Genomic DNA, 20,272 nt, shown 5'->3' on the forward strand with positions numbered 1-20,272 from the left:
CAATCCTTGACCGACCGTCAGAGGAGAAGCCATGTCCTCGTCCCCGCGGGACGGCGGCCCGGCCGCCGTGCCCAAGTACCAGCGGATCGCCGCAGCGCTGCGGCAGGAGCTCCAGGGCGCCGCCCAAGGCCCCGGAGGCAGACTCCCCTCCGAGCGCGCCCTGGCCGCCCGGTACCGCGTCAACCGGCAGACCGTCCGCGCCGCGCTCCAGCAGCTGCGCGACGACGGCCTGATCGTCACCGAGCGCCGCGGCACCCGCTCGGCCGCCCCGGCGCCCGAGCGCGCGTAGGACGGCGCCTCCCGCGCCCCACGGCCCCCACGATCCCCGTCACGCCACCCGCGTGACGGGGATCGTCCGTTTTCCGAACGACCCTGACCGGATCGCGGTCTTGACGGATGGTCATACCCTCACTCAACATCGGGCTCGCACTGACGCACGACTGCTCACTCGCGCCATCCCCGCACGTTCCGTTCAATCCCCAACGGAATCCCCGGAGCCCCCACATGAGCCTGTCCGTCTCCAGGCGTCTTGCCGCCGCGACCGCGCTCGCGCTCGCCGGCCTGTTCGCCGCCACCGCGCCCGCCGCCCACGCCTCACCGACAGCGGCGGCCGCGGCCCCCACGCCGCCCGACATCCCGCTGGCCAACGTCAAGGCCCACCTGTCGCAGTTCCAGACGATCGCCACCAACAACGGCGGCAACCGCGCCCACGGCAGGGCCGGCTACAAGGCCTCGATCGACTACGTGAAGGGCAAGCTGGACGCGGCCGGCTTCACCACCACGCTGCAGACCTTCACGTACAACGGCACCACCGGCTACAACCTGATCGCCGACTGGCCCGGCGGCGACCCCGACTCGGTGCTGATGGCCGGCGCGCACCTGGACTCGGTCAGCTCGGGGCCCGGCATCAACGACAACGGCTCCGGATCCGCGGCCGTCCTGGAGGCCGCCCTGGCCGTCTCGCGCGCCCAGCTGCAGCCCACCAAGCACCTGCGGTTCGGCTGGTGGGGCGCGGAGGAGCTCGGCCTGGTCGGGTCGAAGCACTACGTCAACAACCTGCCGTCCGCCGAGCGCGCGAAGTTCTCCGGGTACCTGAACTTCGACATGATCGGCTCCTCGAACGCGGGCTACTTCGTCTACGACGACGACCCGGCGATCGAGCAGACCTTCAAGAACTACTTCTCCGGCATCGGCATCCCGACGGAGATCGAGACCGAGGGCGACGGGCGCTCCGACCACGCCTCCTTCAAGAACGTCGGCATCCCGGTCGGCGGCCTGTTCACCGGCGCCAGCCGCACCAAGACCTCGGCGCAGGCCCAGAAGTGGGGCGGCACGGCCGGCCAGGCCTTCGACCGCTGCTACCACTCCTCCTGCGACACCACCTCGGCCATCAACGACACCGCCCTGGACCGCAACAGCGACGCCATCGCCTACGCGATCTGGCACCTGGGCGCCTCCACCCCGGTCCCGCCGGGCCCGTCGTTCGAGAACACCGCCGACGTGAACATCCCCGACTACCCGGGCTCCGCGGCGAACTCGCCGATCACGGTGTCGGGGGTCGCGGGCAACGCGCCGGCCACCACCAAGGTGGACGTCAACATCGTCCACACCTACCGCGGCGACCTCGTCGTCGACCTGGTCGCCCCGGACGGCAGCGTCTACAACCTGCACAACCGCAGCGGCGGCAGCGCCGACAACCTCGTCGGGTCCTACACGGTCAACGCCTCCTCCGAGACGGCCAACGGCGTGTGGAACCTCCGGGTCAAGGACGCCGCCGCCCAGGACGTCGGCTACGTCAACAGCTGGAAGATCACCTTCTGACGCAGTCCCCCCGCTCTACGCCTCCCCGCCGCGCGGCCCCGGGGAGGCGTCGAGCGGCTCCCGGATGAGGGCGCGCAGCTCCTCGGCCACGGCACCGACGTCGGCCCGGCCCAGCTTCGCCGCCTCCACGAGGTCGCCGAGCTCCTCGGGCGAGGGCAGCTGCTTGGCCCCGGCGACGCGCAGGTAGGAGCGGGTGGCGGCGGCCGCGTAGAACTCGTTCATCGGCGATTCGAGCGCCGGGCACACCGCGAGGGTGTGCAGGAACGCAGCGGCCCGCCACGCGGTGTCCGGGGCGGGCTGTTCGGGCACCAGGACGAGGTCGTTCTGGTGGCGGGCGACGGCTGCGGCCACCCCTGAGGGATCCCACACGGCGGGATCCGACGGCAGATGGTGGGCCAGAGCGGTCCAGGCCCACTCCATGGTGATCTTCAATTGCCGAACCGCTCCTGGAAGTAGCCCCAGTGGACGGCGAACTCCTCTATTCCGGAGAGGAAGTTGCTCCGGTCCTCGTCGAGTTCCCGCTCCGTGACCTCGGTGATCAGCGCGGTGACCGTCGTCCCCATGGCCGCCGCTCGCGCCTTCAGGCGGTCGTGGAACTCCTCGTCCAGGCGGATGGTGACGTGTCTCGACATGCCTGACACGGTACAGCGGCCCCGCTGTACGCGGGACCGGAACGGGCCAGGGGTGGGCGGGGACACAGGCCCCGCCCACCCCCGGTGCGCGCCGCGCGGCCCGTACGGCCGCCGCTGCCGGCTACCTGTCGGCGTTCGCCGCCTTCAGCAGGGCGTCCTTGGTGACGGCACCGGCGTAGACGCGGCCGTCGTCGGTGATCAGGGCGTTGACCACGCGGGTGGAGAAGACGCGGCCCTCACCGAAGGAGCCCTTGACCTTGTCGCCCAGGGAGTCCAGGAACTGCTTGGCCTCCTTCGGCGCGTTCTTGTCGTTCTCGATGTCCTTCAGGCCGCGGCCCGCGCCGGTGTCGATCCGGGCGATCGCCGACCAGCCCTCGCCTATGACCTTCGAGGGGCCTTCGGCACCGGCGCCGCCGGTGACGGCCTCCAGGCCGGGGAAGGACTCCAGGCCCTTGAACTCCTTCTCACCGCCCGGGCCGCGGCCGCCGGGCGTGCCCTCGGTGACCTTGGCGCCCTTGGGCGCGGTGAAGGCGAAGGTGTCCGCGGCGGGCTTGGCGAAGTCGACCTTCGTGAAGCCGGCGTCCAGGATCGGCTTGCCGCCCTCGGCCGAGAGCACCTGGACGCGCAGCGGCACGCCGTTCTGCGCGTCGACCGCGATCTTGGCGGAGGAGAGGGTCGAGCCGCCGTGCTTGGGCTTGAGGACCAGCTGGTACGCGTCGCGACCGGCGACCTGGGCGGTCTCGCCGACGCTGACCTCGGTGGTCGGGCCGGCGGCCTCCAGCACCTCCTTGGCCACCTGCTGCGGGGAGGCACCGGCCCGGTCGGCCGTCTTGTGGCGGTCCCGGCCGGCCGCCCCGCCCGCCCCGGCGTCCTTCTCGTGCCAGACCTCGTTGGCCTTGCTGTCGTAGGCCCAGACCTCGGCGCCGTTGTGGATCAGGCTGTACTCGTCCTTGCCGTCGACGAACGTCAGCTTCTGGCGGTCGGGGCCGTCGGCCGCGACGCGCAGCGTGTGCGTGCCGTTCGCCAGCTGCGCGAGCTTCTCCTGCGGGTCGGCCGAGCCGCCCGCGACGCCCCCGCCGCCGCCGAGCAGGCCGCTCGCGAAGGACGGCAGCCCCAGGTCCGTGGTGATCTTCGCGCTGCCGGAGAACTGCTGCACATCCGACGCGGCGATCTTCTCGATCAGCTGCTGGGCCGTCACCTTCGGCAGCTCGGGGCTGCCGGCGTTCGCGAAGGCCGGGACCATCGCCACGGTCGCGGCGGCCACACCCGCCACCGCGACCGGTACGGCGTACCGGGCGGCCTTGCGGGTCTTGTCGTTCGTTGCCATGTCTGCCCTGCCTCTTCGTCTACGGGGGCTCTTCGTCGCTGCCGGTGGGGTGTCTCCATAGGACCAAACGGGCGGGGTCCGGGGCGTCACCCCTCGGACTCAACTACGCGTACGCCCAGGGGATGACACGGCGCGGGCTTCCCCTCCCCCACCCGTAGGGGGCGGGGGGCCCGGTACTCCACGCGGGTGCTGATGATCCTTTTATGTGTCATATGTCTTCTTCGCGGCTTACGGCGTGAGTAAATCGCCACCGGCCCACCGGCGGACGGCGGGCCGGGCGCGGCGCCGGCGCGGCGCCGCAGCGAGAAGTGGAGGACTGATGACCCTGCTCCCACGAGGTGCCACGCGGCACCGGCTGACGGCCTCGGCCGTCGCTCTGGTCCTGGGGTTGACGGGCACCGGAGCGCTGCTGGGCGCTCAGGCCGCCGCAGCCCGGCCGACCCCGGCCCGGCATGCGGTGGCGGGCGCCTCGGCCGCCGGCGCCCGGACGGCGCTCGCGGACTGTCCCCCCGGCCCGCTGTGGGCGAACACCGGCGGCACCGCCCGCCGGCTCATCCAGTACGACACGGAGGGCAACGTCCTCTCCTCCACCGCGGCGGTCCGCGACTACGGCGACATCGCCTTCGGCGCGGACGGCACGAGGCTGTACGGGGTCGACTTCCCCGGAGCGGGGTCCACGACGCTGTACACCCTCGACCCGGTGACCGGGGCGGAGACCGCGAGCGTGCCGGTCACCGGTCCGATCGCGGACCTGAGCGCGCAGGGCTCGTCCGCCGTCAACGGCCTGACGGCGCGGGCGGACGGCATGCTGATCGCCGGCTCCTTCGGGACCCACCAGATCTTCCTCATCGACCCGGCCACCGGCGCGAGCACCGCGGCGCCGTACGCGTTCCCCGCCGGATTCGTCTCCGCGGGCGACTTCCTGACCCTGGCCGACGGCGACGTCCTGGCCTTCGCCTCACCCGCGGGCCGGCCGAGTGCCCCGTCCGCGGTGTTCCGCATCCACCCGGACAACACCGTGACCCAGATCGGGACGATCCCCCAGATGTTCGGGGGCGCACTGTCCGGCGGCAGCGTGTACGCGTTCGGCTCGGCGGGGGACATCTACCGGCTCACCGGGCTGCCGACGGCTGAGTCGACGGAGCCGCTGCCGGTCACCGTCGTCGAGGCGACCGGCAATCCCTTCTTCGGGGCCACCGCGCTCCAGGACGCCGGGCAGTGCCCCGAGCCCGCGTACACGGTGGAGAAGGCCGCGTCGACCGCCGGGCCGGTGGACCCCGGCGACACCGTCTCCTACACCGTCACGGTGGCCAACACCGGCGAGGTCCTGGCCAACGCCGCCTTCAGCGACGACCTGTCCGGCATCCTCGACGACGGCGCCGTGGTCGCGGGCTCGGTGAACGCGTCGACGGGAACGGCCGAGCTGAACGGCCGTACGCTGACCTGGAGCGGACTGCTGGCCGCCCGGGCCACGGCCACGGTGACCTACCAGGTCCGGGTCGACTCGCCCGCCGCCGGCGACCACCGCCTCCGCAACACCGTCACCCCCACCTCCCAAGGCGGCACCTGCACCGCGGCAGGCAGGTGCACGGTCACCGTGCCCGTCACGTCCGCCGAGCCGAGGCTGCGGATCCGCAAGGACGTCGAGGAGAGCGCCTTCACCAAGGCCGGCGAGGTCCTGCACTACACCTTCGAGGTGACGAACACGGGCACCGTGCCGGTGAGCGGCATCCACCTCACGGACAACGGTCCCGGGACCCCGCCGGTCACCTGCCCCGCCACCACCCTGGCGCCGGCGGCGTCCATGACCTGCACCGCCACCTACACGACGACCGAGGCCGACGTGAAGGCCGGCCGCATCAAGAACACGGCGACCGCCACCGGCCGGGGCCCCGACGGCACGACGGTGACCACGACGAGCAACCGGGTCACCCTCGTGGCCTGCCCCTGCAAGGACGACTGCTCGCACGTCGAGCGGCACAAGGTGAAGATCGCGTCCAAGAAGCCGGTGAAGATCCACAGCGGCCCGGGCAGCGACCAGGAGCCCACCGGCACGCTCAAGGCGCACGCCCACACGTCGGTGATCTGCCAGACGAACGGCGAGGACGTCGAGGGCAACCCGGTCTGGTACCGCCTGGCCGACGGCCGCGGCTGGATCCCCGCCCGCCACGCCCAGGCCGACTCCGCGATCCCGCCCTGCAGCTGACGCCCCGTCGGACCTCCGGACCGCACGACGGCCCGGGGGCCCGCTCCCTGTCAGGGCGTCAGATCGAGCAGGCAAAACGCGAAGTGTCGTCCGGGGCGATGTGCCCGGCGCCACTCATCGGGCGGCCGCACGGGCCAGGCGGCGGTCCATCTCGCTGTCGAGTTCCTCCTCGGCGGGGGGCGGTGGCGCGCAGCCGCTCCATTCCGTTGCGGAGCCGTAGTCAGGTCTCAGCATTCCGGGCATTCCGGCCCGGAAGGTCCGTCACATCACCAAAGCGTGAGGGCTTCGGCTTGAGTACGGTCTCTCGTTTCCGTCTGCTGCTGGTGCGGCAGGGTTGCGCCACCTGCCCGCCCCGCCTCCGCCTTGCGGCGGGGGCGGGTAGCGCGGGTCTTACGGTCGGCTCCACGAGGATTCGACGCCGCCGGGGCGGTGTCCTGGTCTCCGGCCACTCCGGTACCAGTGGTGCAGGCCACCGCGAGGGCGGCGAGGTTGAGCGCGGCGTTGTCGTCCCGGTCGATGACCAGGTTGCAGGCGTCGCATTCGTACGTCCGGATGTGCAGCGGCAGCTTGGCTTTCACCGCGCCGCACCCGGAACAGGTCTTGGAGGAGGGGTACCAGCGGTCGGCTGCCACGAGGCGGGTGGCGTGGCGCTGGCGGGTCTTGTAGGCGAGCCGGCGGCGGATCTCGCCGAATCCGGCGTCGGCGATCCGGCGGGCCAGGCGCCGGTTGCGGAGCATGCCGGCGACGTTGAGGTCTTCGACCACGACGGTGCCGTACTCGGCGGTCACGGCGGTGGTGAGCTTGTGGAGGGCGTCCTCGCGGAGGTTCGCCACCCGGTGGTGCACGTTGTTCCGCTGGGCGTTGGCCTTCTCCCAGCGGCGGGACGGCTTCTGTCCGGTCCTGCGGTCGGGGCCGCGGCGCCGGGACATGGTCCGGGAGGCGCGGCGCAGCCGCTTGAGCGCGGCGTCGTAGTGCTTCGGGTTGGTGACGGTGCGGATCTCGCCGGTGCTGTCGGCCATGACCGCGAGAGTCTTCACGCCGAGGTCGATGCCGACCGCGACATCCGGCCGGGCGACGCGGACCAGGTCGCGCCTCACCTCGGCCTGGAAGGAGACGAACCAGCGTCCGCGTTCGTGCCGGACGGTCGCGGACAGGATCCGGGCCGTGCCGGCCTGGACGCGGCCGAGGAGCTTCACCGTGGGTTCGTGGGTGCGGATCATGCCGAGGCGGGGCAGCGTGACGTGCCGGCCGCCGGTGTCCACGCGAATGGTGCCGGTGGTGAACCGGCAGGCCAGACGCGCCTTCCGCTTCGACTTGAACCGAGGCGAACCCATCCGCCTGCCGCGCCGCTTGCCCTGCTTGGACTTCGCGTAGTTGTCGAAAGCGGCGGCGGCGTTCGCGAGACCGGTGGAGTATGCCTCCTTGGAGTTCTCCTCCCACCACCCGGCGAACCGGGAGTCGGTGTGCTTGGCCTCGTTGAACGCCTTCCGCAGCGACGGAAGCGACCATGGCCGCCACTCGGTCAGCCCGGCCTCGGCGATCCCGTAGGTCTCCTCCGCCTTGCGCTGCCACCAGGAGGCGGTCACCCAGCCGACTGCCCAGTTGTACGCGGCTCGCGGGGCACCGCAGTGCGAGCGCAGCGCTGTCTCCTGGGAGGCGTTCGGGTCCAGGGCGAACCGGAACGCCTGCACCTGGAAACCCGGCTGCGGGCGGAACTTCTTCACTCGGCGTCCTCGCCGGTCGCCACGGCCACCGCGCGTGCGGCCCGGTTCTTCGCGGCCCGCCGCCCGTACAGGCGCGCGCACATTGAGGTGAGCACCTCGGTGATGTCCCGTACGAGGTCATCGGCGGTCTCTGTGGGGTCGAGGACGACCAGGCGCCGCCCGGACGCCGACAGGACCGCTTCGAGGTGCTCGACGCCGAACCGGGCCAGCCTGTCGCGGTGCTCGACCACGATCACCGCGGCCTGCGGGTCGGACAGCACCCGGTGCAGCTTGCGGCGCCGGCCGTTCAGACCCGAGCCAACCTCGGTGACGACCTCGGCCACGGCCAGGCCCAGCCCGTTCGCGCCCGCCACGACCCGGGCCACCTGCCGCTCAAGATCGGCCCTCTGGTCAGCAGACGAGACACGGCAGTACGCGACAACCAGCCCCGCCTCCATGACGGCGGCCGGAGCGGGCTCATCGACCAGCCACGTCCCAGACGGCGCCTGGCGGACCGGGACGGGCATCTTCCCGTCCTTCACCCACCGCCACGCGGTCTGGTAGCTCACGCCCTGCTGTCGGGCCCACTCCGAAAGCTTCACAGAACCAACGTACGCAAGATATTCGACTAGAGGTGATTACGAATGACTAGGAAACCTGTAGCAGCTTTCACCCCCGACGCGACGTCGGCCGATTCGGCCCGCACGGCTCCTTCCTGCGGGACGGGCAGGGTTGCCGCGAGCCGGACCAGGTAGGCGCGCAGCGACATGCCCTCCCCTGCCGCCGCTGCGGCGAGCCGGTCACGGGCTTCCTCGGGGATGCGGACAACGACGTCGGGCCTCATGAGGCTCCCTCCACCCGGGCGCGTACCCGTGTGATCCACGGTAGGCGCTGCCGCGGAGCTAGCCCGCGCGGTGGACCACCGCGTCGCAGAGTTCCTCCAGGGCCGACTTCGCGAAGCACTCCGGCAGGGGGGCGAGCGTGGCCCGGGCCTCCTGCGCGTAGCGGACGGTGTCGCGGCGGGCCTGCTCCAGCGCGGGGTGGACCCGCAGCCGGGCGAGGACCTCGGCGTGGCGGGCGTCGTCGGCGAGGTCGCCGTCGAGGAGGCGTACGAGGTCCAGGTCGGCGGGGTCGCCGCCCTGCTCGGCCCGCTCCCGCAGCAGCAGGACGGGCAGCGTCGGGATGCCCTCGCGCAGGTCGGTCCCCGGGGTCTTGCCGGACTCGTGCGAGTCGGAGGCGATGTCGAGGACGTCGTCGGCGAGCTGGAAGGCGGTGCCGAGGCGCTCGCCGTACTGGGTCAGGATGTCGACGACGGAGTCGTCGGCGCCGGACATCAGGGCGCCGAACCGGCCGGAGACGGCGATCAGCGAGCCGGTCTTGCCGGCGATGACGTCGAGGTAGTGGGCGACCGGGTCGCGGCCGTCGCGCGGGCCGGCCGTCTCCAGGATCTGGCCGGTCACGAGGCGCTCGAAGGCCTCGGCCTGGATGCGCACCGCCTCGGGGCCGAGGTCGGCGAGGATGTGCGAGGCACGGGCGAAGAGGAAGTCACCCGTGAGGACGGCGACCGAGTTGCCCCAGCGGGCGTTGGCGCTGGGCACGCCGCGGCGCACGTCCGCCTCGTCCATGACGTCGTCGTGGTAGAGCGTGGCCAGGTGGGTGAGCTCGACGACCACCGCGGAGGGGACGACCCCGGGCGCGTACGGGTCGCCGAACTGGGCGGCGAGCATCACCAGCAGCGGCCGGAACCGCTTGCCGCCGGCCTTGACCAGGTGCTGCGCGGCCTCGGTGATGAAGGGGACTTCACTCTTGGTGGCCTCCAGCAGACCCGCCTCGACGGCGGCCAGTCCGGCCTGGACATCGGCTTCGAGAGCCTGGTCCCGCACGCTCAGTCCGAACGGCCCGACGACGGTCACGAGGGGTACTCCTGTCTGCTGACGATCACGCTGACGATCACCTGGATTGTCGATGTGTCGCTGCCATCACTCAAGCCAGCGTATCCGGTCTGATTTCGATCACGGAGAGCACCCGTCGCGCCGCCACCCCCGCGCTGCCCGATCCATACCGGTATGTTCGGAAAAAGCCGAAAGAAACCGGAGCGCACGCCTTGCCCAGACCCGCGATCGACACGGCGGAGCCCGGGGAGCCCGCGGAGCCGGCGCCCGCGGGAGCCGGACACCCCGGCCTCCGCCCCCATGGTCCCGCGCGCCCGCACCGCCGGCGGACGGCTCGCCGACCGCACCGCGGCCCCGCGGCGGCCGCGAGTCCGCAGGAGGCCCCCGTATGAGCGTCCGCACCGACTTCCCGTACGGGACGGCGCGCGAAGATGTCCGGATCCCGATGCCCGACGGGATCCCCCTGTACGCCCGGATCTGGCGCCCGGTGACCCCGGAGCCGGTGCCCGCCCTGCTGGAGTACGCGCCGCACCGGCTGACCGACCGCACCGCTCCCCGCGACGCCCGCCGCCACCCGTGGTACGCGGGCCACGGCTACGCCTCGGTCCGGGTGGACGTCCGCGGCCACGGCTGCAGCGGCGGCGTGCCCGGCGGCCCGTACGCGCCGTACGCCCGGGGCGGCGACGGCCCGGAGGCCGCCGACGGGGTCGCGGTGGTGCGGTGGCTGGCGGCGCAGCCGTGGTGCACGGGGGCGGTGGGGATGTTCGGCATGTCCTGGGCCGGCGCGCTGGCCCTGCGGATCGCCTCCCTGGCGCCCGACGCGCTGCGCGCGGTGGTCGCGGTGTGCGCGGCGGACGACGGCTTCGGCGGCGCCGCGCCCTACCTGGGCGGCTCGGTGGTCGCCGCGGACGGCCACGCCGGGTCGGCGGCGCTGCTCGCCCTGGCCGCCCGGCCCCCGGACCCCCGGTACGCCGGCGGTGACTGGCGCGAGCAGTGGCTGACGCGGCTGGACGCGCTCGAACCGCCCTCCCGCACCTGGCTGGCCCACCAGACCCGGGACGCCCACTGGGCGCACGGCGGCCTCTGCGAGGACCCCGCAGCCGTCCGGGCGGGCGTCCTCGCCGTGGGCGGCCTGCACGACCCGTACCGGGACACCGTGCTGCGGCTGGTGTCCCGACTGCCGGCCGGCCGGGTCCGCGGGCTGCTCGGCCCCTGGCCGCACGCCTACCCCGACCGCGGGCTGCCGCCGGGTCCGGCGATCGGCTTCCTTCAGGAGACCCTGCGCTGGTGGGACCACTGGCTGCGGGGTGCGGCCAACGGGGTGATGGACGAGCCGCTGCTGCGGGCCTGGATCTGCGCCGCCCGCCCGCCGGCCACCGCGTACGGGGAGCTGCCGGGGAGGTGGGCGGGCGAGTCCGCCTGGCCGCCGCCGGGCGTCGCGCCGGTCACGTACGCGCTGCGGGGCGAGCCGGTGGAGGTGGCCTCGCCGCAGCACACCGGGCTGGACGCGGGCCGGTTCGTCCCGCGCGGCGACGACGCCGACCTGCCGCCCGACCAGCGGGAGGAGGACGCGAAGTCCGCGTGCTTCGAGTTCCCCGTCGCGGCCGGTGAGCCGGTGGAGGTGCTGGGCCGGCCGCGGGTGACGCTGCGGCTGCGGATGGACGTCCCGCACGGGCAGGTGGCGGCCCGGCTGTGCGACGTCGCCCCGGACGGCTCCTCGACTCTGGTCACGCGCGGCGCGCTGAACCTGTCCGCGCGGCTCGGCCCGGAGAAGGCGGTGCCGTGGCCTGCCGGCGCGTACGAGGACGTCGTCTTCGACCTGGGCGCCGCCGCGTACGCGTTCCCGCCCGGGCACCGCATCCGGCTCGCCCTCTCCTCCGCGTACTGGCCGTGGCTGTGGCCGCGGGCCGGTTCGGAGGCGGGCTGGACGCTGGACCCGGCAGGCAGCGCGCTGGTCCTGCCCGTCCGCGGCCCGGCGCCGCCGGCCGACGCCGGAGTCGGCTTCGCGCCGCCCGAGCAGGCGCCGCCGCTCGGGGCCGTCGTCCCGGAGACCCTGGACCCGCCGCGCCCGCCGCGGCGGGTCGTCCGGGACGTCGCGGCGGGGACGTGGCGGCTTCAGGCGGCGCCCCGGCCGGAGTGGCGCAGGATCCACCCGGACGGGCTGGAGTACGCCGAGGACGCGGACGAGGAGTACGGGATCCGCGACGGCGACGCCCTGTCGGCCCGCGTCCGCTGCACGTGGCGGATCCGGCTGCACCGGCCCGACCTCGGCTGGGACACCGTGGTGGAGGCCCGCTCGGAGACCTCCTGCGACGCGGACGCCTTCCACACGGAGGACGAGCTGCTGTGCCGGGAGGGCGGGGAGGCCGTCTTCCACCGCACCTGGCGCCGGAGCCACCCGCGCACGGCGGGCTGAGGCCGCGCGCCCGGCGGCGCCCGGCGCGCGCCGCGCGCCGCCCTTCTTCCACCGCGCGCCGCCCGCCGGAGGGATCAGCCGTAGAGGCGCTCCAGCACCACCGCGATGCCGTCGTCCTCGTTCGACAGCGTCACCTCGTCGGCGACGGCGAGGAGTTCGCGGTGGGCGTCGGCCATGGCCACCCCGTACCCGGCCCACTCGAACATGGGGACGTCGTTCGGCATGTCCCCGAAGGCGATCGTGCCCGGCCCCCCGACGCCCAGGAGCTCGGCCGCCAGCGCCAGCCCGCTCGCCTTGCTCACCCCCGGCGGCTGGAGCTCGACCGTGTGCTCCCCCGCCATCGTCACGTTGACCATGTGCCCGACGACCCCGCGGGCGAGCCGGGTCAGCTCGTCGTCGTCGAGCTCCGGGTGCTGCAGGAGCACCTTCGTGATCGGCGCCGCCCAGAGGTCCGCGCGCCGCCCCACCCGGACCGTCGGCAGGTGCGGGTGCGGCATCCGGTAGCCGGGCCCTATCAGCATCGCCGCGTCGACCCCCTCCTGGTCGACGGCCGCGTACACCTCGCCGATCTCGGCCTCGATCTTGCCGAGCGCCACCTCCGCCAGCTCCCGGTCCATCTCGACGGAGTGCAGCAGGGCGCCGCGCGCCGTGTCGTACAACTGCGCGCCCTGCCCGCACACCGCGAGCCCCGTATATCCCAACCTGTCAAGAACATGGCGGACCTGCGGTACGGGGCGCCCCGTGACGATGATGTGCTGTGCGCCCGCAGCGCGCGCCGTCGCGAGCGCCGTGTACGAGCGGGCGGAGACGGTGTCTCCGGCGCGCAGCAGGGTCCCGTCCAGATCAGTGGCGATCAGAGAGAAGGGGAGGGCCGAAAGCGGGGCGGAAGTCACGGCGCAAGGATACGGACCCCATTGGACAAGTCCTACAAATAGCGCCCGAATCCGGCCTCCCGCAGGCCCCACCAGCCACGTAACGTGTCAACAAGCCCCCGGGACACCCCCCGGGCCGCATCGAAAGCGAGGCAGTACCCCATGCCCCAGCAGAGCCCCCTCGATGTCCCCGAGGGCGACCCGTTCGGGCCGCACAACCTCCCGTACGGCGTCTTCTCCACCGGCGGCGACAGCCGCCGCCGGATCGGCGTGCGCATCGGCGGGCACGTGCTCGACGCCGGGGCCGCCGCCGAGGCGCTCGGCTCCCCGTACGCCGGCCTGCTCGGCCACCCCTCGCTGAACCCGCTGCTGGCCGCCGGCCGCACCGCCTGGCGCGACGTGCGCCGCGCCCTGACGGCCTGGGTGACCGACCCCGGCCACCGGGAGGCCGTGGAGCCGCACCTGCTGCCGCTGGACGCGGTCACCCTGCACCTGCCCTACGAGGTCGCCGACTACGTCGACTTCTACGCCAGCGAGCACCACGCCACCAACGTGGGCCGCATGTTCCGCCCCGACGGCGAGCCGCTGACCCCCAACTGGAAGCACCTGCCGATCGGCTACCACGGCCGCTCCGGCACCATCGTCGTCTCCGGCACGGACGTCGTCCGCCCCTCCGGGCAGCGCAAGGCCCCCTCCGACCCGGCGCCGGTCTTCGGCCCGTCCGTCAAGCTCGACATCGAGGCCGAGGTCGGCTTCCTGGTCGGCACCCCCTCCGAGCCGGGCAGCCCCGTCGCGCTGGGCGACTTCGAGGACCACGTCTTCGGCCTCTTCCTCCTCAACGACTGGTCCGCGCGGGACATCCAGGCCTGGGAGTACGTCCCGCTGGGCCCCTTCCTCGGCAAGTCCTTCGCCACCTCCGTCTCGGCGTGGGTGACCCCGCTGGAGGCCCTGGACGCGGCCCGCACCGCGCCGCCGGCCCGCGACTTCCCGCTGCTGCCCTACCTCGACGACGCCGACGCCGACCGGCCCGGCGGCTTCGACCTGCACATCACCGTCTCCCTCAACGGGCAGGAGGTCGCGCACCCGCCGTTCGCGACGATGTACTGGACCGCCGCGCAGCAGCTGGCCCACATGACGGTGAACGGCGCCTCCCTGCGCACCGGCGACGTGTACGGCTCCGGCACCGTCAGCGGCCCCGAGGTCGGCCAGCGGGGCTCCCTGCTGGAGCTGACGTGGAACGGCCGCGACGCCATCGAGCTCGCCGACGGCAAGCGGACGTTCCTGGAGGACGGCGACACGGTCACCCTCACGGCCTGGGCCCCGGGCCCGGGGGGCACCCGCGTCGGCCTGGGCGAGGTCACGGGCCGCATCACCGCCTCCCGCTGACGTCCCCGTCCGGCGGGGCGGCGTCCTGCCCCGCCGGACGGCAGGCACATATGCCCTCCGCCGATGACCGCGGCACGGTCAACACGCAGGGACCCCGGCCACCCGTGCGGGTGGACACCCGCGGTTTTCCCGGCAGCGGTCCGCCCCCGGGCTCGAGACTCCGCCCGTGGAAGCACCGACGGACCCGGAATACCCCTGGCCGCGCCCTCCTGACGGCGGCTGGTGCGCGGACGACCTCGACACGCTTCCGAACCTGCCTCCGCACACGGAGCTGATCGACGGCAGCCTGGTCTTCGCGACCCGGCAAAACCTCTTCCACGTGTTCGCAGTGGACTTCCTCCAACAGCAGCTGAGCGCCGCGGCCCCGGACGGCTTCGACGTCCTCCGCGAGTTCACCATCGACATCGACCGCTGGAACCGCCCCGAACCGGACGTGATCGTGGTGCCCGGGGACGAGGTGGAGGACCTTGACCAGACCCGCCTCCCTGCCGAGTCGGTCCTGCTCGCCGTCGAGGTGGTCTCCCCCGGCGGCGTCACCCGCGACCGCGAGACGAAACCGGTCAAATACGCCCGCGCTGGTATCCGGCACTTCTGGCGGGTCGAGAACCAGGACGGCCGCGCCGTGGTGTACGTCTTCGAACGCGAGCCGGCCACCGGCGCCTACACCAGTACCGGCATCTTCCACGACCGCCTCAGGTTGTCCGTCCCCTTCCCCGTCGACACCGACCTCACCGACATCACCTCGGACCACTGGAGCTGAAACACACCGGGGCCCGGCTCCCCGAAGGGAGCCGGGCCCCGGCGCGTCCACCCGACGGGTCAGCGCACGAACGTGCTCGCCTGCCCCGCCAGGTCCAGGAAGTACTGCGGCGCCAGGCCCAGCACCAGCGTGACCGCCACGCCGACCGCGATCGTCGTCATGGTCAGCGGCGACGGCACGGCCACGGTCGGCCCGTCCGCCTTCGGCTCGCTGAAGAACATCAGGACGATCACCCGGATGTAGAAGAACGCGGCGATCGCGGACGAGATGACGCCGACCACGACCAGCGCTCCCGCGCCGCCCTCCGCCGCCGCCTTGAACACCGCGAACTTCCCGGAGAACCCGGAGGTCAGCGGGATGCCCGCGAAGGCCAGCAGGAACACCGCGAACACCGCCGCCGTCAGCGGCGAACGCCGCCCCAGCCCGGCCCACTTCGACAGGTGGGTCGCCTCGCCGCCCGCGTCGCGGACCAGCGTGACCACCGCGAACGCGCCGATCGTGACGAACGCGTACGCGCCCAGGTAGAAGAGCACCGACTGGACGCCCTCCGCCGACGTCGCGATGACACCGGCCAGGATGAACCCGGCGTGCGCGATCGACGAGTACGCCAGCAGCCGCTTGACGTCGGTCTGTGTCACCGCGATCACCGCGCCGGCCAGCATCGTCACGATCGCCACGCCCCACATCACCGGCCGCCAGTCCCACCGCAGACCCGGCAGCACCACGTACAGCAGGCGCAGCAGCGCACCGAACGCGGCCACCTTCGTCGCCGCGGCCATGAAGCCGGTCACCGGCGTCGGGGCGCCCTGGTAGACGTCCGGGGTCCACATGTGGAAGGGCACCGCGCCCACCTTGAACAGCAGCCCCGTCAGCACCAGCGCCCCGCCGATCAGCAGCAGCGCGTCGTTGCCCATGGTGTCGGCGAGCGCCGGGTCCATGTGGGCCACGGTGCCGTCGACCACGTCGGCGATGGCCGCGTACGAGACGGAGCCCGCGTAGCCGTAGAGCAGGGCGATGCCGAAGAGGAGGAACGCCGACGAGAAGGCGCCCAGCAGGAAGTACTTCACCGCGGCCTCCTGCGACATCAGCCGGTGGCGGCGGGCCACGGCGCAGAGCAGGTACAGCGGCAGCGAGAAGACCTCCAGGGCCACGAACAGCGTCAGCAGGTCGTTGGCCGCCGGGAAGATCAGCATGCCGGCGACGGCGAACATCGCCAGCGGGAACACCTCGGTGGTGGTGAAGCCCGCCTTCACGGCGGCCTTCTCGCTGTCGCTTCCCGGTACGGACGCCGCCTGCGCGGCGAAGGAGTCGACCCGGTTGCCGTGCGCGGCCGGGTCCAGGCGCCGCTCGGCGAACGTGAACACCGCGACGAGCGACGCCAGCAGGATCGTCCCCTGGAGGAAGAGGGCCGGGCCGTCGACGGCGACGGCCCCCATCGCCGCGATCTGCGCCTTCTCCCCCGCGTGACCGCTGACGGCGAGCCCGACGACCGCCGCGAACGCGGAGGCGAGCGCGGCGACGGCGAGGAACACCTGGACCGGGTAGCGGCCGCGGCGCGGCACGAACGCCTCGACGAGGATGCCGAGGATCGCCGCGCCCACCACGATCAGCGTGGGCGACAGCTGCGCGTACTCGATGTGCGGGGCCGGGATCCGGTCCACCGGCGCCTGCGCGGCGAGCGCCCACAGGCCGTGGGCAGCAGTTGCGGTGCTCACTGGCCCGCCTCCCCGTTCTCGGCCCCGACCGCCACCTCGGGCTTCGGGTCCTTCTGCTTCACGTCGGACATGGTGTGCTCGACCGCCGGGTTGACGATCTCGGTCAGCGGCTTCGGGTACACGCCCAGCCCGATCAGCAGGGCGATCAGCGGGGCCACCACGAGGAGTTCGCGCGGCCGCAGGTCCGGCATCCGCCGGACCTCCTCCTTCACCGGCCCGGTCATCGTCCGCTGGTACAGGACCAGCGTGTACAGCGCGGCGAGGACGATGCCGAAGGTGGCGACGATGCCGGCGACCGGGTACCGGGAGAACGTGCCGACCAGGACGAGGAACTCGCTGACGAACGGCGCGAGTCCGGGCAGTGACAGCGTCGCCAGGCCGCCGATCAGGAAGGTGCCGGCCAGCACCGGCGCCACCTTCTGCACCCCGCCGTAGTCGGCGATGAGCCGCGAGCCGCGCCGGGAGATCAGGAACCCGGCGACCAGCATCAGCGCCGCCGTCGACAGCCCGTGGTTGACCATGTACAGCGTCGCGCCCGACTGCCCCTGGGACGTCATCGCGAAGATGCCCAGGATGATGAAGCCGAAGTGCGAGATCGACGCGTACGCGATCAGCCGCTTGATGTCCCGCTGCCCGACCGCGAGGAGCGCGCCGTAGACGATGCTGACCAGCGCCAGGACGAGGACCACCGGAGTGGCCCACTTGCTCGCCTCGGGGAACAGGCCGAGGCAGAAGCGGAGCATCGCGAAGGTGCCGACCTTGTCGACGACCGCGGTGATCAGCACGGCGACCGGCGCGGTGGCCTCGCCCATCGCGTTCGGCAGCCAGGTGTGCAGCGGCCACAGCGGCGCCTTGACCGCGAAGGCGAAGAAGAAGCCGAGGAACAGCAGCCGCTCGGTGTTGGTCGCCATGTCCAGGGTGCCCGCGGCGCGGGCGGCGGTGATCTCCTGGAGGGAGAAGTTCCCCGCGACCACGTACAGGCCGATCACCGCGGCCAGCATGATCAGGCCGCCGGCCAGGTTGTAGAGGAGGAACTTGACCGCCGCGTACGAGCGCTGCGCGGCGGCGTTCTCGTCGGTCCCGGCGTGCGCCCGGTCCCCGAAGCCGCCGATGAGGAAGTACATCGGGATGAGCATGGCTTCGAAGAAGATGTAGAAGAGGAAGACGTCGGTGGCCTCGAACGAGATGATCACCATCGCCTCGACCAGCAGGATCAGGGCGAAGAAGCCCTGCGTGGGCCGCCACCGCGGCGACCGGGTCTCCAGCGGGTCCGCGTCCTTCCAGCCGGCGGCGATGACGAACGGCACCAGCAGGGCGGTCAGCCCGATCAGTGCGACGCCGATGCCGTCGACGCCCAGCTCGTAGCGGACCCCGAAGTCGGCGATCCACGCGTGGGACTCGGTGAGCTGGTAGCGCTCGCCGCCCGGATCGAAGCGGGCCGCGACGAGCCCCGCGAGGGCGAGCGTGGCCAGCGAGAACAGCAGCGCCAGCCACTTGGCGGCGGTCCGGCGGGCGGCCGGGACGGCCGCCGTGAGGACCGCGCCGGCCGCGGGCACCGCGGCCGTCACCGTCAGAAGCGGGAAATCCATCTCACACCGCCCTCATCAGCAGGGTCGCGGCGATGAGGATCGCCGTCCCTCCGAACATCGAGACCGCGTAGCTGCGGGCGTAGCCGTTCTGGAGCTTGCGGAGCCGGCCCGACAGGCCGCCGACCGAGGCCGCCGTCCCGTTGACCACGCCGTCGACCAGGCTGTGGTCGACGTACACGAGGGAGCGGGTCAGGTGCTCCCCGCCGCGCACCAGCACGACGTGGTTGAAGTCGTCCTGGAGCAGGTCGCGGCGGGCGGCCCGGGTGAGCAGGCTGCCGCGCGGGGCGGTCACGGGGACCGGCCGGCGGCCGTACATCGCCCAGGCGATCGTGACGCCCACGACGAGGACCGCCATGGTGGCCAGGGTGACCGTGAGGGCGCTGACCGGCGGGTGCCCGTGCTCGTACCCGGTGACCGGCTCCAGCCAGTTCAGGAACCGGTCGCCGATGGCGAAGAACCCGCCGGCGAAGACGGAGCCGAAGGCCAGCACGATCATCGGGACGGTCATGGACTTCGGGGACTCGTGCGGGTGCGGCATCTCGCCGGAGCGGTGACCGGCGGACGGCTCCACGTCCGCGGCGGCGTCCGCGTCGGGCGCGGGCTGCCAGCGCTTCTCCCCGAAGAAGGTCATCAGCATTACCCGCGTCATGTAGAACGCGGTGATCGCCGCGCCGAGCAGGGCGACCGAGCCGAGGATCCAGCCCTCGGTGCCGCCCTTGGCGAAGGCCGCCTCGATGATCCGGTCCTTGGAGAAGAAGCCGGACAGGCCGGGGAAGCCGATGATGGCGAGGTAGCCGAGGCCGAACGTGACGAAGGTGACCGGCATGTAGCGGCGCAGGCCGCCGTACTTGCGCATGTCGACCTCGTCGTTCATGCCGTGCATGACGGAGCCGGCGCCGAGGAAGAGGCCGGCCTTGAAGAAGCCGTGCGTCACCAGGTGCATGATCGCGAAGACGTAGCCGATCGGGCCGAGGCCGGCCGCGAGGACCATGTAGCCGATCTGCGACATCGTCGAACCGGCCAGCGCCTTCTTGATGTCGTCCTTCGCGCAACCGACGACGGCACCGAAGAGCAGCGTGACCGCGCCCACGATCGCCGTGACGAGCTGCGCGTCCGGCGCGCCGTTGAAGATCGCGCCGGAGCGGACGATCAGGTACACGCCGGCGGTGACCATCGTCGCCGCGTGGATGAGGGCCGAGACGGGCGTCGGGCCCTCCATCGCGTCCCCGAGCCAGGACTGCAGCGGCACCTGCGCCGACTTGCCGCACGCGGCGAGCAGCAGCATCAGCCCGATCGCGGTCAGCATGCCCTCGGAGGTCTCGCCGGCCGAGGCCAGCACCGGCCGGAAGGCGAACGTGCCGAAGGTGGTGAACATCAGCATGATCGCGATGGAGAGGCCCATGTCGCCGACCCTGTTGACGAGGAAGGCCTTCTTCGCGGCGGTCGCCGCGCTGGGCTTGTGCTGCCAGAAGCCGATGAGCAGGTACGAGGCGAGGCCGACGCCCTCCCAGCCGACGTACAGCAGCAGGTAGTTGTCGGCGAGGACCAGCAGCAGCATCGCCGCGAGGAAGAGGTTGAGGTAGCCGAAGAAGCGGCGGCGGCGCTCGTCGTGCTCCATGTACCCGATCGAGTACACGTGGATCAGCGTGCCGACCCCGCTGATGAGCAGGACGAACGTCATCGACAGCTGGTCCAGCTGGAAGGCGACGTCCGCCTGGAAGCCCTCCACCGGGATCCAGCTGTACAGGTGCTGCCGCATGGTCCGGTCGTCGGCGCCGCGTCCCAGCATGTCGGCGAACAGGGCGGCGCCGATGCCGAACGAGGCGGCCGCGAGCAGGGTCCCGAGCCAGTGCCCGGCCCTGTCGAGGCGCCGGCCGCCGCACAGCAGCACCGCCGCTCCGAGCAGGGGCGCCGCCACGAGCAGCGCAATCAGATTCTCCACTGTGTACGCCC

Annotated in this window: 17 protein-coding genes; 6 read left to right on the top strand and 11 right to left on the bottom strand. The window is 72.6% G+C overall.

Features of this window, described 5'->3' with window-relative positions; all coding sequences use genetic code 11:
- Positions 1–31 precede the first annotated feature (31 nt).
- Together EF903_RS01280 and EF903_RS01285 are read left to right on the top strand one after the other, a co-directional pair.
- Complete coding sequence (locus EF903_RS01280) at positions 32–289, top strand: GntR family transcriptional regulator (RefSeq protein WP_125540738.1); 258 nt, start codon at positions 32–34, stop codon at positions 287–289.
- Positions 290–504: 215 nt separating this feature from the next.
- Positions 505–1,821, top strand: coding sequence for a M28 family metallopeptidase (locus EF903_RS01285; RefSeq protein ID WP_125540739.1), 1,317 nt, complete (start codon positions 505–507; stop codon positions 1,819–1,821).
- Positions 1,822–1,836: 15 nt separating this feature from the next.
- Here EF903_RS01285 and EF903_RS01290 read toward each other — a convergent pair whose 3' ends face one another.
- From EF903_RS01290 to EF903_RS01300, 3 genes are all read right to left on the bottom strand, one after another.
- On the bottom strand, positions 1,837–2,253 hold the full coding sequence (locus tag EF903_RS01290) for a hypothetical protein (protein ID WP_260614694.1): 417 nt from the start codon (positions 2,251–2,253) through the stop codon (positions 1,837–1,839).
- Complete coding sequence (locus EF903_RS01295) at positions 2,250–2,453, bottom strand: plasmid partition protein ParG (RefSeq protein ID WP_114053686.1); 204 nt, start codon at positions 2,451–2,453, stop codon at positions 2,250–2,252. The genes EF903_RS01290 and EF903_RS01295 overlap by 4 nt, the downstream gene beginning before the upstream one ends.
- Before the next feature lie 121 nt (positions 2,454–2,574).
- Complete coding sequence (locus EF903_RS01300; protein ID WP_125540740.1) at positions 2,575–3,780, bottom strand: DUF2092 domain-containing protein; 1,206 nt, start codon at positions 3,778–3,780, stop codon at positions 2,575–2,577.
- Positions 3,781–4,099: 319 nt separating this feature from the next.
- Between EF903_RS01300 and EF903_RS01305 the strand changes: the two genes are divergently transcribed.
- Positions 4,100–5,986: a DUF11 domain-containing protein gene (locus EF903_RS01305; RefSeq protein ID WP_125540741.1), complete on the top strand. Its 1,887-nt coding sequence runs from the start codon at positions 4,100–4,102 to the stop codon at positions 5,984–5,986.
- Positions 5,987–6,252: 266 nt separating this feature from the next.
- Here the strand turns inward: EF903_RS01305 and tnpB are convergent, their stop codons facing one another.
- The 4 genes from tnpB to EF903_RS01325 are packed head-to-tail and all read right to left on the bottom strand — an operon-like array spanning position 6,253 to position 9,602.
- Positions 6,253–7,710: an IS607 family element RNA-guided endonuclease TnpB gene (gene tnpB, locus EF903_RS01310; RefSeq protein ID WP_125540742.1), complete on the bottom strand. Its 1,458-nt coding sequence runs from the start codon at positions 7,708–7,710 to the stop codon at positions 6,253–6,255.
- Positions 7,707–8,291, bottom strand: a complete 585-nt coding sequence (locus EF903_RS01315) for an IS607 family transposase (RefSeq protein ID WP_125540743.1) — start codon at positions 8,289–8,291, stop codon at positions 7,707–7,709. The genes tnpB and EF903_RS01315 overlap by 4 nt, the downstream gene beginning before the upstream one ends.
- A 26-nt stretch (positions 8,292–8,317) precedes the next feature.
- Positions 8,318–8,533, bottom strand: a complete 216-nt coding sequence (locus tag EF903_RS01320) for a hypothetical protein (protein ID WP_125540744.1) — start codon at positions 8,531–8,533, stop codon at positions 8,318–8,320.
- Positions 8,534–8,591: 58 nt separating this feature from the next.
- On the bottom strand, positions 8,592–9,602 hold the full coding sequence (locus EF903_RS01325; protein WP_114053681.1) for a polyprenyl synthetase family protein: 1,011 nt from the start codon (positions 9,600–9,602) through the stop codon (positions 8,592–8,594).
- A 367-nt stretch (positions 9,603–9,969) separates the two neighbouring features.
- On the opposite strand from EF903_RS01325, the gene EF903_RS01330 reads away from it, so the two are divergent.
- Positions 9,970–11,997, top strand: coding sequence for a CocE/NonD family hydrolase (locus tag EF903_RS01330; RefSeq protein ID WP_125540745.1), 2,028 nt, complete (start codon positions 9,970–9,972; stop codon positions 11,995–11,997).
- A 74-nt stretch (positions 11,998–12,071) separates the two neighbouring features.
- Here EF903_RS01330 and EF903_RS01335 read toward each other — a convergent pair whose 3' ends face one another.
- Positions 12,072–12,890 (bottom strand): HAD family hydrolase, encoded by an 819-nt coding sequence (locus EF903_RS01335; RefSeq protein ID WP_125540746.1) that lies wholly within the window; start codon positions 12,888–12,890, stop codon positions 12,072–12,074.
- A gap of 141 nt (positions 12,891–13,031) precedes the next feature.
- Between EF903_RS01335 and fahA the strand changes: the two genes are divergently transcribed.
- Both fahA and EF903_RS01345 read left to right on the top strand, forming a co-directional pair.
- Positions 13,032–14,255, top strand: a complete 1,224-nt coding sequence (gene fahA / locus EF903_RS01340; protein WP_125540747.1) for a fumarylacetoacetase — start codon at positions 13,032–13,034, stop codon at positions 14,253–14,255.
- 166 nt (positions 14,256–14,421) lie between these two features.
- Complete coding sequence (locus EF903_RS01345; protein ID WP_125540748.1) at positions 14,422–15,015, top strand: Uma2 family endonuclease; 594 nt, start codon at positions 14,422–14,424, stop codon at positions 15,013–15,015.
- A gap of 59 nt (positions 15,016–15,074) precedes the next feature.
- Here the strand turns inward: EF903_RS01345 and nuoN are convergent, their stop codons facing one another.
- From nuoN to nuoL, 3 genes are read right to left on the bottom strand one after another with little or no spacing between them, the layout of a single operon-like run.
- Positions 15,075–16,730 (bottom strand): NADH-quinone oxidoreductase subunit NuoN, encoded by a 1,656-nt coding sequence (gene nuoN, locus EF903_RS01350; protein WP_125540749.1) that lies wholly within the window; start codon positions 16,728–16,730, stop codon positions 15,075–15,077.
- On the bottom strand, positions 16,727–18,319 hold the full coding sequence (locus EF903_RS01355; protein WP_125540750.1) for an NADH-quinone oxidoreductase subunit M: 1,593 nt from the start codon (positions 18,317–18,319) through the stop codon (positions 16,727–16,729). The genes nuoN and EF903_RS01355 overlap by 4 nt, the downstream gene beginning before the upstream one ends.
- A 1-nt stretch (position 18,320) precedes the next feature.
- Positions 18,321–20,261, bottom strand: coding sequence for an NADH-quinone oxidoreductase subunit L (gene nuoL / locus EF903_RS01360; RefSeq protein ID WP_125540751.1), 1,941 nt, complete (start codon positions 20,259–20,261; stop codon positions 18,321–18,323).
- Positions 20,262–20,272: the final 11 nt, after the last annotated feature.

It is taken from the genome of Streptomyces sp. WAC05292 (assembly GCF_003949955.1).
Taxonomy (GTDB): domain Bacteria; phylum Actinomycetota; class Actinomycetes; order Streptomycetales; family Streptomycetaceae; genus Streptomyces; species Streptomyces globosus.

Coding starts and splice junctions, on each gene's coding strand:
- EF903_RS01280 (WP_125540738.1), top strand. CDS start 32: ATGTCCTCGTCCCCGCGGGACGGCGGCCCGGCCGCCGTGCCCAAGTAC.
- EF903_RS01285 (WP_125540739.1), top strand. CDS start 505: ATGAGCCTGTCCGTCTCCAGGCGTCTTGCCGCCGCGACCGCGCTCGCG.
- EF903_RS01295 (WP_114053686.1), bottom strand. CDS start 2,453: ATGTCGAGACACGTCACCATCCGCCTGGACGAGGAGTTCCACGACCGC.
- EF903_RS01300 (WP_125540740.1), bottom strand. CDS start 3,780: ATGGCAACGAACGACAAGACCCGCAAGGCCGCCCGGTACGCCGTACCG.
- EF903_RS01305 (WP_125540741.1), top strand. CDS start 4,100: ATGACCCTGCTCCCACGAGGTGCCACGCGGCACCGGCTGACGGCCTCG.
- EF903_RS01320 (WP_125540744.1), bottom strand. CDS start 8,533: ATGAGGCCCGACGTCGTTGTCCGCATCCCCGAGGAAGCCCGTGACCGG.
- EF903_RS01330 (WP_125540745.1), top strand. CDS start 9,970: ATGAGCGTCCGCACCGACTTCCCGTACGGGACGGCGCGCGAAGATGTC.
- fahA (WP_125540747.1), top strand. CDS start 13,032: ATGCCCCAGCAGAGCCCCCTCGATGTCCCCGAGGGCGACCCGTTCGGG.
- EF903_RS01355 (WP_125540750.1), bottom strand. CDS start 18,319: ATGGATTTCCCGCTTCTGACGGTGACGGCCGCGGTGCCCGCGGCCGGC.